Raw genomic sequence first — 13719 nt, 5'->3', positions numbered from 1 at the left:
ATCTATAACTTCCACTGTAATGCCGTATCATCAATAACTTGCCCCAATATCTCTTTATCCTTTTTATAATCATGTGAAACATGCCAATTTTGGCTACGTCCCTGACGAGGAAGACCTGATTCACCACGTCTCACATAACCTGAACGCAATTCGCCAAAAATATGTTTATTAACCACGACTTCATCGGGTTGCGCATAGGGTGTGACAACCTTGGCATGGCGGCGATCCATCTCATTTAACAAACGACAAATATATTCGGCTGAGAGATCAATTTTTAATGTCCAGGCATTATTGATATAGCCAACCAGATAAGCAAAATTAGGAATACCCTGTACCAATGTTCCCTTATATAACAATTGGCTATGACTTTGTGGCTTTTGTCCATCAATAAAAAGTTCTATTCCCCCCATAAGATGTAATTGCAGCCCCGTCGCTGTCACTATGATATCTGCGGGTAATTCCTTACCAGATTGCAACAAAATACCATTTGCAGTAATACGTTCAATCTGATCGGTAACGATAGACGCTTTGCCTTCTTTCAGTACTTTAAACAGGTTACTGTCGGGAACAAAACACAACCGTTCATCCCACGGCATGTACTTTGGCGTCAAGTGTTTCATGTCAAAACCAGGGCCAACTTTTCTGCGAGCCAATCCCAATAAAAACGATCTGAGCAGGTTGGGAAAATATCGACTTATCTTATACAATGAACTGAAAAATAATATATTTCTATTTTTACTTAACGTATAAATCCAACGTTGGGGAATAACGCCCTTTAGCAATTCTGCAATCTTATCCCTTCCTGGTATTGATAAAATGTAGCCAGGAGAACGCTGTAGCATGGTGATATGTTCAGTATCATTAGCCATTGCCGGTAGTAAAGTGACCGCAGTCGCGCCACTTCCAATCACAACGACTCGCTTTCCTTTGTAATCCAATTCTTCGGGCCAATATTGAGGATGAATGACTGGGCCTTTGAAATCTTCAAGGCCGGGAAATTGGGGTAAATGAGGTTCATCATAGTTGTAGTAACCTGTCGCCATGATAAGAAAATGGCAGGTAAATTGCCTGGTTTCTTCACTGGCTTCATCAATGGCAGTAACAGTCCATTGGCAAGTTTCATTTGACCAGTCAGTTTGAATAATTTTCAACCCGAACTGTATTTTCTTATCAACTTCATATTCTGTTGCTACTGAATGGATATAGCGCCTAATTGAAGGCCCATCAGCAAAAATATGGGTATCTGTCCAAGGACGAAAGTTATAGCCATAGCTCATCATATCCGAATCTGTACGAATACCTGGATAGCGAAATAAATCCCAAGTTCCCCCTATATTATGGCGACGTTCTAAGATCCCCACTTTTTTATTAGGACATTCCCTTGCCAAATGACACGCCATACCAATACCCGAAACGCCAGCGCCTATGATCAAAACATCATAATGGTGACTCATGTTACTTCTCCTGCAAAAAGATTCTCTTAACCAAATAAGTGGCTTGTTCAATATGTCATGTTATTTTCTATTTGCAGGAGCAACCATTTGCATTTATGTGGGGGGAGTATCAGGATATTAATGATGAGTGAATAGCTGTTACTTTATAGCTGCCAATAAATCCTGAATTTTTAAAAACATGGGAGTTGTTTTATCTGGTGCAGAAATTCCCAATTCAACAAATCCAAGGAGTGTATAAAATGCAATGGCATCAGGATCAGCATCCAAAAATATTCCCTTAATTGGCATCACATTATGAACTTTAATGGCATGCTCTAAAAATTCCCTCATTAAAATATGACCATATCCTTTCTTTTGATGCTTAACTGATACTCCCAGCATCACCAAACGAACAACAGAAAGGTCACTTGGCATCGAGCCGCTTAATACACTACTGAGCCGAGACTTTGCCAGTGAATAGCCAGTAAAACTACAAACTCCAAGTAATTCACCCGTTTTGGTGTCAATTAGGACCTTGGCAACACAATTTCCATTAGCGACGTTGCTCTTAAGACTACTGCGAACGTAACGATTAATAACATGATTGCCACAATCAAAGGCTTTTTGACCCGGATATGTCATATCGCTCTGATAGTTTACACAAATGTATTCAACTGCGATTTCATTTAGTGGCTTTTCCATCTTTTTTCTTTCTCATCAAAGCACATAAAGCAAGTGTTGGAGATGCGGGTTCAGAAATCAATACATTCAAGGTACGCCAGTTTTCTTCATCTAACTCACGGCGTTTTTGATTTTCCAAAACTTCTTCAGCTCGTTCGAAAGCTGTGTTCAAGATAAAAGCACTTAAATCAACCCCAGCAACCTGCGCAGCCTGACGTAAGATTTCTTTTAGCTCGGTGCTGGTTTTTAACTCTATGCGCGCATTTTTAGCCGCTTTGAGCGTTTTTTCCACTGATATCGTTGCCATTCCAGGTCACTCCTGTTGTTTGATAATTACCATTTCTTACTCGTTTGTAGTGATAGCTTTCGTGCATATATTGTACTGATGGAAGATAGCATTTAGTGGAGATAGATGCAATTATATACGGCTGTAAGCCGTACATATAAGATGAAAGTTTAACAATTGAGTGGCATTTGCTGGTTTCAACGCCGTCTAATTGTCGGTTTAGAGCTGTTTGAAACCCTCTAAAAATTTGTATTTAATATAAAAAATCAACTAGATATATCTTCCTCTTCAATGATTCGTTGCATACTTTCAATCCAAGAAACCTTAAAGGCGGGGTCGTTTGCAAACAGTTTGTAAAGCTCCAACTCATTTTTTCGACGTTGCAGCATAATTTCCTTCAATATCTTTTCGAAAGCTAAATCTCGGGTATGTAGGTCAGGGTTGTCTTTATATTTAGTTTTAAAATCAGGATGCTTGCGGACACTGTCAGCAATATTCACAAACTTAACCCTTTGTTCTTCAGAAGTTGCACTCCAGCCTTGGAACCATTTTTCATTAAAATTACGTGAAAATAACTATAATCTGTTTTTTCAGAAAAGAAGTGATAAGTTCGTTGTGCACCTAATCCCAAAACGCGGAGAGATCTGCCTTCTGAAGGCAGATCTCTGACAGTTAACTACAACACCATTACTCCACCGTCACCGATTTCGCCAAATTCCTCGGCTGATCCACATCCGTACCTTTGATCAAAGCAACATGATAAGACAGCAATTGCAGTGGCACGGTATAGAAGATCGGTGCGATCAACTCTTCTACATGTGGCAGAGAGATGATCTTCATGTTTTCACTGTTGGTGAAACCGGCATCCTGATCGGCGAAAACATACAACAAACCTCCACGGGCACGAACTTCTTCAATGTTGGATTTCAGTTTTTCCAGTAGTTCGTTGTTCGGTGCAACGATAATAACCGGCATATCCGCATCAATCAGTGCCAACGGGCCATGTTTCAATTCACCGGCTGCGTAGGCTTCTGCATGAATGTAGGAGATCTCTTTCAGTTTCAGCGCACCTTCAACCGCGATCGGGTATTGATCGCCACGACCAAGGAACAGGGCATGATGTTTTTCGGAGAAATCTTCCGCCAATGCTTCAATCAGCTTGTCTTTGGATAACATGCTTTCAATGCGACTTGGCAGAGCATGTAGAGCATGGACAATGTCTTGTTCCAGTGCTGCATTTGTATCTTTCAGACGTCCCATATAAGCCACCAGCATCAGCAATACAGTTAGCTGGGTGGTAAAGGCTTTGGTGGATGCCACGCCAATTTCTGCCCCTGCTTTGGTCATCAGGGCAAATTCAGATTCACGTACCAAAGAGGAACCGGCAACGTTACAGATAGCCAATGAAGTCAGATAGCCCAGTTCCTTAGATAGACGCAGGGCAGCCAAAGTATCAGCCGTTTCACCAGATTGGGACAAAGTGATCAGCAGGCTGCCTTTACGGCGCGCTGGCTTGCGGTAACGGAATTCAGAAGCGATTTCAACATCACATGGAATACCAGCCAGTGATTCGAACCAGTAACGCGAAACCATTCCCGCATTGTAGGAAGTACCGCAGGCAACGATTTGGATATGCTCAACTTGGGACAGTAATTCCGCAGCATTAGCGCCCAGTTCTGACAGATTTACTTGACCATTGCTCAAACGGCCTTCCAATGTGCTTTTGATCGCCATTGGTTGTTCGTAAATCTCTTTCTGCATGTAATGGCGGTATACACCTTTATCGCCAGCATCGTACTGAACGTTGGATTCAATTTGTTCGCGCTCAACCGCTTCGCCCTGTACATCAAAGATACGAACGGTACGGCGAGTGATTTCTGCAATATCACCTTCTTCCAGATAGATAAAGCGGCGAGTCACTGGCAGTAATGCTAATTGATCTGATGCCAGGAAATTTTCACCCACACCTAAGCCAATGACCAATGGGCTGCCAGAACGCGCAGCAACCAGTACATCAGGATAACGGCTATCCATAATTACAGTACCATAAGCGCCACGTAATTGTGGGATCACACGCTGCACCACTTCCAGCAGCGAACCGCCTTGTTGCTGTTCCCAGTGAACAAGATGGGCAATGGTTTCTGTATCTGTATCAGAAGAGAAGGTGTAACCACGCGCTTTTAATTCTTCGCGCAGTTCTTCGTGGTTTTCAATAATGCCATTATGCACAACAGCAATATATTCAGAAAAATGAGGATGAGCATTGCGCTCGCTGGGTTCACCGTGAGTCGCCCAACGAGTATGGGCAATCCCTGTTCCACCAATGACAGGCTGTTTATCTGCTTCATCAGCCAGCATCTGTACTTTACCCACTTCGCGCAGGCGAGTCATGCGGTTTTCACTGTCAACGACAGCTATACCCGCAGAGTCATAACCACGATACTCCAGGCGACGAAGACCTTCGATCAGTATTTCTGCAATATCCCGTTGTGCTACTGCACCAACAATTCCACACATTTTGTTTTATTCCCAAAAACAGGGCGATGAAGCCCTTTTATGTCGCCAACCTGATTGTGTTTCGGCTTTGCCGTCCCCGAGCTTTGTAGAGATAGGGGATTTTTATTATGGATATATCTTAATTATTTTTTCTTTACTGGACGCTGCCAGTTTTTAATATGAGTTTGCTTTACGCGACTGATAACCAAGTCATTCTCAGCAACGTCTTTTGTTACTGTAGTTCCGGCACCAATCGTCGCACCTTTCGCGACCGTCACTGGCGCAACCAGCTGGGTATCAGAACCAACAAAAACATCATCACCAATGATAGTCTTAAATTTATTGACGCCATCATAGTTACAAGTAATGGTTCCCGCACCAATATTTACATTATTGCCAATTTCAGAATCACCAAGATAAGTCAGGTGACCTGCCTTAGAGCCTTTGCCAAGCGCGGATTTTTTCATTTCAACGAAATTGCCAACATGAGCTTTTTCTGCCAATTTGGAGCCTGGACGTAAACGAGCAAAAGGCCCAATAGTGCACTCAGCCGCAATTTCAGAATCTTCGATGATAGTGTAAGGATCAATGACTGCCCCATCACCAATAACACAATTTTTCAGGATACAGCCAGAACCGATCTGAACATTATTTCCCAGTGTGACATGACCTTTAATAATCACATTGGTATCGATTACCACATCACGGCCATGTTCTAATGTTCCGCGCAAATCAAAACGAGCAGGATCTAACAGCATAACGCCCGCCAGCAGTAATTTTTCCGCTTGCTCAGATTGGTAAATACGTTCCAGAGCGGAAAGTTGTAAGCGATTGTTTACCCCTTCCATTTCACTTAAACGGCTTGGGTGTACCGCTTTGATTTGACGGCCCTCTTTGTGTGCAAGCGCAATAACATCAGTCAGGTAATATTCGCCCTGTGCGTTATTATTTTCCAGCCTGGATAACCAACGTTTCAAATCACCGCCATTCGCCACCAAAATACCCGTGTTAATCTCGTTGATTTTACGCTGTTCTTCCGTTGCATCTTTCTGTTCGATAATACCCGTCACTTCACCATTTTCACGAATGATACGACCATAGCCCGTTGGATTATCCAGAATGGCAGTTAATAAACCGATTCCACCTTCTGGCTTAGCTTCAATCAGACGCGCCAAGGTATCTTTACCAATCAAGGGCACATCACCGTAAAGAATCAAAATATCTTCATCATCCGAAAAATGCGGAGCCGCTTGCTGCATAGCATGACCTGTCCCAAGCTGTTCAGCTTGCAGTACCCAGTTCAAATCCTGGCTGGAAAGTGCCTGTTTCATCAAATCACCACCATGCCCATAAACCAGGTGAACATTTTGGGCGCCCAACTCCATTGCGGTATCAATAACATGCTGAACCATCGGCTTACCAGCCAGCAAGTGCAGAACTTTAGGAAGCGCAGAATACATGCGAGTTCCCTTGCCTGCGGCAAGGATCACGACACTTTTTGTACCGACATTATTTGCGTTGTCATTATTTGCAATTACAGACATAAGAAACCTGACAATCTCAATTTTTAAGTATGAAAGTAAACCTGTTTGCGAAATAAATTGCCACATATTTCGCAATGCAAAAAAGCCAGTTAGTTTCCACCAACTGGCTTTTTATCTAACTGCCTATACCCTTTGGGTATTTATTACATCATTTTTTTTGTCAATTCGATAACACGAAGTTTCGCGATCGCTTTCGACAATTCAGCAGATGCCTGAGCATAATCAACATCGCCGTGAGAATTACGGATGTGTTCTTCCGCCTTGCGCTTGGCTTCAAGCACTTTAGCTTCGTCCAAATCCTTACCACGGATCGCTGTATCGGCCAGTACGATAACGCCATTTGGCTGAACTTCAAGAATACCACCTGACAGGTAGATAAATTCTTCTTCACCAAACTGCTTAACAATACGTATCATGCCCGGTTTTATGGCAGTAAGCAGTGGTGTGTGTTGAGGATAGATCCCCAGCTCACCTTCACTACCTGTCACCTGAATTTTCTGTACCAGCCCTTCAAACATCTGTTTTTCAGCACTGACTACGTTCAGGGAGAACGTCATTGCAGCCATATCAACCTCCCGTCAGCCGTATTAAAGCTTTTTCGCTTTTTCCACAGCTTCTTCGATGGTACCAACCATGTAGAATGCCTGCTCTGGCAGGTGGTCATAATCACCGTCCAGGATACCTTTGAAGCCACGGATAGTGTCTTTCAGAGGAACAAATTTACCTGGTGAACCAGTGAAGACTTCTGCAACGAAGAATGGCTGAGACAGGAAGCGCTGGATCTTACGGGCACGTGCCACAACCAATTTGTCGTCTTCAGACAGTTCGTCCATACCCAGAATGGCGATGATGTCTTTCAGTTCCTGATAACGTTGCAGGATAGACTGAACACTACGAGCCACGTCATAGTGCTCCTGACCAACAACCAGTGGGTCAAGCTGACGGCTGGTTGAATCCAGTGGGTCAACCGCAGGGTAAATACCCAGAGATGCGATCTGACGGCTCAATACGACGGTTGCATCTAAGTGAGCAAAGGTTGTCGCAGGTGATGGGTCAGTCAAGTCATCCGCAGGAACGTAAACTGCCTGTACGGAGGTGATAGAACCTGTTTTCGTTGAGGTGATACGCTCTTGCAGAGCACCCATCTCTTCTGCCAACGTTGGCTGATAACCTACCGCAGATGGCATACGGCCTAACAGTGCAGATACTTCTGTCCCTGCCAGGGTATAACGGTAAATGTTATCAACGAACAGCAGAACGTCACGGCCTTCATCACGGAATTTTTCCGCCATCGTCAAACCGGTCAATGCAACACGCAGACGGTTTCCTGGTGGCTCATTCATCTGACCGTATACCAGAGATACTTTATCCAGTACGTTTGAATCGGTCATTTCATGATAGAAGTCGTTACCTTCACGGGTACGTTCACCTACACCGGCAAATACGGAGTAACCTGAGTGCTCGATCGCGATGTTACGGATCAGCTCCATCATGTTAACGGTTTTACCTACACCGGCACCACCAAACAAACCAACTTTACCCCCCTTCGCAAATGGGCAGATCAAGTCCATAACCTTGATACCGGTTTCCAGCAGTTCCTGAGAGTTAGATAACTCTTCATAGGATGGTGCTGTACGGTGAATTGACCAGCGCTCTTCTTCGCCGATCTCACCTTTCATGTCAATGGGATCGCCCAATACGTTCATGATACGGCCCAGTGTCGCTTTACCCACTGGTACTTCGATTGGGTGTCCTAAATCAGTCACGTCCAAATTACGGCGCAGGCCATCGGAGGTACCCATTGCGATACAACGAACGATACCACCACCTAACTGCTGCTGAACTTCCAGCACCAGTTTCTCTTCACCGTTTTTAACCTCAAGGGCATCGTATACTTTTGGTACGCTGTCCTGAGGGAATTCGACGTCCACCACGGCGCCGATTACCTGGATAATCTTTCCAGTAGCCATCTTGAATCCTCTACGTAATTCGTAAACCTAGCTGTTAAACCGCAGAAGCACCCGAAACGATTTCGGTGAGTTCCTGAGTGATGCTGGCCTGACGAGCCTTGTTGTAAACCAACTGCAACTCTTTGATCAGGTTGCCACCGTTATCGGTCGCGGCTTTCATCGCTACCATTCGTGCGGCCTGTTCACTAGCCAGGTTTTCAACGACGCCCTGATAAACTTGCGATTCTATATAGCGACGCAGCAGGGTATCCAACAGCGCCTTAGGATCAGGTTCATACAGATAGTCCCAAGACTTCTTCTTCAGTGTTTCATCGTCTCCGGCTGGCAGAGGCAATAACTGAGTGATCGTCGGAACCTGAGACATTGTATTCATGAACTTGTTTGTCACTATATACAGTTTATCCAGACGCCCTTCGTCATATGCTTGCATCATGACGTGGACTGGCCCGATTAGTTCGGATAATGACGGGTTATCTCCCATCCCTGTTACTTGAGCAACAATGTTGCCACCAACAGAAGAAAAGAAGGAAACCGCTTTTGATCCAATAAGCGCCAAATCAACTTGGACGTTTTTATCAGACCAGTCTTTCATTTCTATCAGCAATTTTTTGAACACGTTAATGTTCAAACCGCCACATAAACCACGGTCAGTCGAAACAACCACGTACCCAACACGCTTCACTTCACGTTCTTCAAGGTATGGATGTTTGTATTCCAGATTACCTAACGCAAGGTGTCCAATCACATTGCGAATGGTTTCTGCATAAGGACGGCTGGCCGCCATGCGATCCTGCGTTTTACGCATTTTGGACGCGGCGACCATCTCCATCGCTTTAGTGATTTTTTGCGTGTTCTGCACACTGGCGATTTTGGTACGTATCTCTTTTGCGCCGGCCATTTCTGCTTCTCCGAATTCAACCAGACGGCCCAAGTTTTTTCATTAAATAGAATCAAACTGGGCCGAATAGTGTTACCAGGACTGAGTCGCCTTGAAGGATTCCAACAGAGCTTTCAGCTTCGCTTCGATCTCTCCATTGTAATCACCAGACTGGTCAATCTCTTTCAGAAGATCAGCATGTTCACGGTTAGCATATGCCAACAGCGCAGCTTCGAAACTGACCACTTTTGCGATTTCGATATCTTCCAGATAACCACGTTCAGCAGCAAACAGAGACAGAGCCTGCTGTGCAATGGACATCGGCTGATACTGTTTCTGTTTCAACAACTCAGTGACTTTCTGACCATGATCCAATTGCTTACGCGTTGCATCATCCAGATCAGAAGCAAACTGGGAGAATGCGGCCAGTTCACGGTACTGAGCCAGAGCGGTACGAATACCACCAGACAGTTTCTTGATGATCTTAGTCTGAGCAGCACCACCTACACGGGATACGGAAATCCCTGGGTTAACCGCTGGACGGATACCTGAGTTGAACAGAGAAGATTCAAGGAAGATCTGACCATCAGTGATGGAGATAACGTTTGTTGGTACGAACGCAGAAACGTCACCCGCCTGAGTTTCAATGATTGGCAGTGCAGTCAGAGAACCGGTTTTACCCTTCACTTCACCATGAGTGAATTTTTCAACGTATTCAGCGTTAACACGCGCTGCACGCTCCAGCAAACGGGAGTGCAAATAGAAAACGTCACCAGGGTATGCTTCACGTCCAGGTGGACGACGCAGCAACAGGGAAATCTGACGGTATGCTACAGCTTGTTTAGACAGATCATCGTAAACAATCAGGGCATCTTCACCGCGATCACGGAAGTATTCACCCATCGCGCAACCAGAATAAGGTGCCAGATATTGCAGGGCCGCAGATTCAGAAGCGGATGCAACAACAACGATAGTGTTTTCCAGTGCGTTGTGTTCTTCTAGTTTACGAACTACGTTAGCAATGGTAGAGGCCTTCTGACCAATCGCAACGTAGACACATTTAATACCAGAATCACGTTGATTGATGATCGCATCAATAGCCAGAGCGGTTTTACCGGTCTGACGGTCGCCGATTACCAGCTCACGCTGGCCGCGGCCGATTGGAATCATGGCATCAACGGATTTGTAACCTGTCTGGACAGGCTGGTCAACGGATTGGCGATCGATAACACCTGGTGCGATAACTTCTACCGGTGAGAAGCCATCGTTCTCAATAGCGCCCTTACCGTCAATGGGTTCACCCAGTGTGTTAACAACACGACCCAGCAGGCCACGACCAACAGGCACTTCCAAAATACGGCCAGTACATTTGACTTTCATGCCTTCGGCCAAGTCAGAATACGGACCCATCACAACCGCACCTACAGAGTCGCGCTCCAGGTTCAGTGCAATTGCGTAACGGTTGCCAGGCAGGGAAAGCATTTCACCCTGCATGACATCGGCTAAACCGTGGATACGAATGATACCGTCGTTAACGGAAACAATCGTACCTTCATTGTGAGCTTCGCTCACGACATTGAACTGAGCAATACGCTGTTTGATCAGTTCGCTGATTTCGGTGGAATTCAGTTGCATATGCTCCAGTCCCCTTAAGACTGCAAGACGTCTGTTAAACGATCCAGACGGCCACGAATACTGCCATCTATTACCATGTCACCTGCACGGATAATGACACCGGCAATAACAGACTTGTCAATTTTGCAATTCAGCTTAACTTTGCGTGACAGACGTTTTTCCATCGCCGCAGAAATTTTAGCCTGCTGCTGCTCATTCAGTTCGGACGCAGAAGCCACTTCAACATTGATAGTCGATTCAAGTGACGCACGCAATTGGATAAATTGCTGGAAGACTTCTGGTAATACCAGCAAGCGACCATTTTCTGCCATTACACGAATAAAGTTCTGAGCATGCTCATCAACCTGCTCACCACAAAGGGTGATGAAGGTTTTAGCTAACGTTTCCGGTGCTATTGAACCGGAAAGCAGCTCACCAACCTGCTCATTGCGAGTAACCTCAGCAATGAACCCCAGCATGTTCTGCCAGTGTTCGAGAGATTGGTGTTCTACAGCAAAGTCAAAAGCTGCTTTGGCGTAGGGGCGAGCTACCGTAGCGAATTCAGACATGCCCCTCCCTCCTTACAGTTCAGCGACCAGTTTATCAACGATGTCGCTGTTAGCAGCTTCATCCACGGAACGTTCGATGATTTTCTCGGCACCTGCGATAGCCAGCATCGCAACCTGTTTACGTAACTCTTCACGCGCGCGCTTACGTTCAGCTTCAATTTCAGCATGGGCTTGCGCTACAATTCTGTTACGTTCCAGCTCTGCTTCTGCCTTAGCATCATCGATAATTTGGGCTTTTTGTTTATTAGCCTGCTCAATGATAACTTGTGCATCAGCTTTCGCTTTTTTCAGTTGGTCGGTCGCATTGGCTTGCGCTAAGTCCAGGTTCTTTTTGGCACGCTCTGCTGAAGCCAAACCGTCAGCAATCTCTTTCTGACGTTTTTCAATGGCCGCCATGATTGGTGGCCATACATACTTCATGCAGAACAAAACAAACAGGACAAACGCTAAGGCCTGGCCGAGGATTGTTGCGTTAATATTCACGACACAATACCTCTATTTCAATTAATGAATTGGCGTAATTTTAAGTTCTGCTATCTTATTAACCGCCAACAGCGAACATCATAAACAAGCCCAAGCCCACAGCAATCATCGGGATGGCGTCAACCAGACCCATGACGATAAAGAACTGCGTACGCAGCAGAGGAATCAGATCAGGTTGGCGAGCAGCGCCTTCCAGGAATTTACCCCCTAGGATGCCGATACCGATCGCAGCACCGATAGCCGCCAAACCCATCAGAATAGCGGCAGCTATGTACAGCAGATCCATGTTTATATCCATGACAGTCTCCAGTTTGTTTCAAGTTAAAACACAATTATTGATTGATAAAAATTAATGCTCTTCAGATGCCATCGACAGATAAACAATCGTCAGAACCATGAAAATAAAGGCTTGTAACGTAATAATTAGTATGTGGAAAATCGCCCAAGGCAGGCTGAGTAACCACTGTGCTCCCCACGGTAGAAGGGCCGCAATAAGAATAAAGATCAATTCGCCAGCATACATATTACCAAACAGTCGCAGACCGAGTGATATAGGCTTAGACAGCAAGCTGACCCCTTCTAAGATTAAGTTAATTGGAATAAAGAGTGGGTGATTGAAAGGCTGCAATGTTAGCTCCTTCGCAAAACCACGAATTCCTTTCATCTTAATGCTGTAGAATAGAATGAGGACAAAAACACCGAGGGCCATCGACAAAGTGACACTGACATCTGCGGTTGGAACAATACGCAGCGCAGGCAAGCCGAAGAAGTGTTCTCCGATTAAAGGAATAAAATCGATTGGCAGCAAATCCAATGCGTTCATGAGTAACACCCAGACGAACACAGTCAAAGCTAAAGGAGCTATCACTTTGCTCTTGCCGTGATACATATCACGCACAGTGTTATCAACGAAGCCGATTACCATTTCTATTGCAGTCTGAAATTTGCCCGGAACGCCGTCAGTGGCGCGAACCGCGACTCTTCTGAATACAAATAGAAACAACATCCCTAATACGATGGAGAAAAAAAGCGAGTCGATATTCAACGTCCAAAACGTCGCCTCATAACCACTAGCGTGGGGATTGACCAACTCAAAGGTACGTAAGTCCAACTGAAGGTGCTTCAGGTGATGACTTATGTACTCCGAAGTTGAAACTTCTCCTGATGCAGACATGATGCTTTTTACCCTTTTGTTGTTAAAAACGCTAACCGTTCATTACGGCAGGTGCGATGATCTGCACAATCAGCACCGCTAAATAGGCCACACCAAGTGGTGCAAATGCCGCCTTGAACACCCCTAAAGCGACTATCAGCACGGTTATCGTAATGATAACCTTCACCCCTTCGCTAATCGCGAAAAACCATGCAATCCGTACTGGAACCCCTTCTTCTTTTACCTTTTGGAAGCGGCTAAGTAGCATAAAAATGGTATTTGGTAACCAACATGCTAGCCCACCAGCAAAAGCAGAAGCGCCCCACTCTATACTTTTGGTACAAAAAGCTACACTGAGAATAACAAAAGTCATTAACTGCAAAAATAACAGTTTCAGTGCCATTCTACCGCTGTAAAGGGATACAGACATGACTTTTGTGTTCTCCCTGTAGTACACCACCACATATTAGGCTTTGCTGAATGTTGTATAAAACTGGCTTTGCTTAAGAGTGTCAAGTGACAAAAACGTGCAAATTATACGGGCCGACAAAATGAATTCAATCCATAAGTAGCGAAAAAGTGAATAATTATTTAAATTTCTAACTTTGGTGCT

14 protein-coding genes and 1 pseudogene are annotated in these 13719 nt (G+C 44.9%); all 15 read right to left on the bottom strand.

The annotated features are described in order from the left end of the window. Positions 1–2 precede the first annotated feature (2 nt). The 15 genes and pseudogenes from IQ209_RS14055 to atpI all read right to left on the bottom strand — a co-directional run bounded on the left by IQ209_RS14055 (position 3) and on the right by atpI (position 13536). Positions 3–1454: an NAD(P)/FAD-dependent oxidoreductase gene (locus IQ209_RS14055; RefSeq protein WP_193851881.1), complete on the bottom strand. Its 1452-nt coding sequence runs from the start codon at positions 1452–1454 to the stop codon at positions 3–5. A 138-nt stretch (positions 1455–1592) separates the two neighbouring features. After that, entirely contained in the window at positions 1593–2135 is a 543-nt protein-coding gene (locus IQ209_RS14050; RefSeq protein ID WP_193851880.1) for a GNAT family N-acetyltransferase, read from the bottom strand. Next, positions 2116–2421: a DUF1778 domain-containing protein gene (locus IQ209_RS14045; protein ID WP_193851879.1), complete on the bottom strand. Its 306-nt coding sequence runs from the start codon at positions 2419–2421 to the stop codon at positions 2116–2118. Before IQ209_RS14045 ends, IQ209_RS14050 begins: the two co-directional genes overlap by 20 nt. Before the next feature lie 245 nt (positions 2422–2666). Continuing rightward, positions 2667–2966 (bottom strand): annotated as a pseudogene (locus IQ209_RS14040) (hypothetical protein); the annotation flags it as partial. A gap of 121 nt (positions 2967–3087) precedes the next feature. Then, positions 3088–4917 carry a glutamine--fructose-6-phosphate transaminase (isomerizing) gene (glmS, locus tag IQ209_RS14035; protein WP_193851878.1) on the bottom strand — a complete coding sequence of 610 codons (1830 nt, stop codon included), beginning with the start codon at positions 4915–4917 and terminating at the stop codon, positions 3088–3090. A gap of 122 nt (positions 4918–5039) precedes the next feature. Further along, positions 5040–6440: a bifunctional UDP-N-acetylglucosamine diphosphorylase/glucosamine-1-phosphate N-acetyltransferase GlmU gene (gene glmU, locus IQ209_RS14030; RefSeq protein WP_193851877.1), complete on the bottom strand. Its 1401-nt coding sequence runs from the start codon at positions 6438–6440 to the stop codon at positions 5040–5042. 143 nt (positions 6441–6583) lie between these two features. Beyond that, positions 6584–7006, bottom strand: coding sequence for a F0F1 ATP synthase subunit epsilon (locus IQ209_RS14025; protein ID WP_045967700.1), 423 nt, complete (start codon positions 7004–7006; stop codon positions 6584–6586). Positions 7007–7027: 21 nt separating this feature from the next. Next, positions 7028–8410, bottom strand: coding sequence for a F0F1 ATP synthase subunit beta (gene atpD / locus IQ209_RS14020; protein ID WP_193851876.1), 1383 nt, complete (start codon positions 8408–8410; stop codon positions 7028–7030). A gap of 34 nt (positions 8411–8444) precedes the next feature. Beyond that, positions 8445–9308: a F0F1 ATP synthase subunit gamma gene (gene atpG / locus IQ209_RS14015; RefSeq protein WP_193851894.1), complete on the bottom strand. Its 864-nt coding sequence runs from the start codon at positions 9306–9308 to the stop codon at positions 8445–8447. A gap of 72 nt (positions 9309–9380) precedes the next feature. Continuing rightward, positions 9381–10922, bottom strand: coding sequence for a F0F1 ATP synthase subunit alpha (atpA, locus tag IQ209_RS14010; RefSeq protein ID WP_193851875.1), 1542 nt, complete (start codon positions 10920–10922; stop codon positions 9381–9383). A gap of 14 nt (positions 10923–10936) precedes the next feature. Further along, positions 10937–11470, bottom strand: coding sequence for a F0F1 ATP synthase subunit delta (atpH, locus tag IQ209_RS14005; RefSeq protein WP_193851874.1), 534 nt, complete (start codon positions 11468–11470; stop codon positions 10937–10939). A gap of 12 nt (positions 11471–11482) precedes the next feature. Then, positions 11483–11953 carry a F0F1 ATP synthase subunit B gene (gene atpF, locus IQ209_RS14000; RefSeq protein ID WP_047770880.1) on the bottom strand — a complete coding sequence of 157 codons (471 nt, stop codon included), beginning with the start codon at positions 11951–11953 and terminating at the stop codon, positions 11483–11485. Positions 11954–12011: 58 nt separating this feature from the next. Then, positions 12012–12251 (bottom strand): F0F1 ATP synthase subunit C, encoded by a 240-nt coding sequence (gene atpE, locus IQ209_RS13995; RefSeq protein WP_045967711.1) that lies wholly within the window; start codon positions 12249–12251, stop codon positions 12012–12014. Positions 12252–12302: 51 nt separating this feature from the next. After that, entirely contained in the window at positions 12303–13127 is an 825-nt protein-coding gene (gene atpB, locus IQ209_RS13990; RefSeq protein ID WP_047770879.1) for a F0F1 ATP synthase subunit A, read from the bottom strand. A gap of 31 nt (positions 13128–13158) precedes the next feature. Then, on the bottom strand, positions 13159–13536 hold the full coding sequence (atpI, locus tag IQ209_RS13985; RefSeq protein ID WP_074024336.1) for a F0F1 ATP synthase subunit I: 378 nt from the start codon (positions 13534–13536) through the stop codon (positions 13159–13161). Positions 13537–13719: the final 183 nt, after the last annotated feature.

The organism is Xenorhabdus sp. BG5, assembly GCF_015163665.1.
In the GTDB taxonomy this organism is placed as follows: domain Bacteria; phylum Pseudomonadota; class Gammaproteobacteria; order Enterobacterales; family Enterobacteriaceae; genus Xenorhabdus.
The sequence above is the reverse complement of the archived record's forward strand: the minus strand, read 5'-3'. Positions and strand labels throughout refer to the sequence as shown.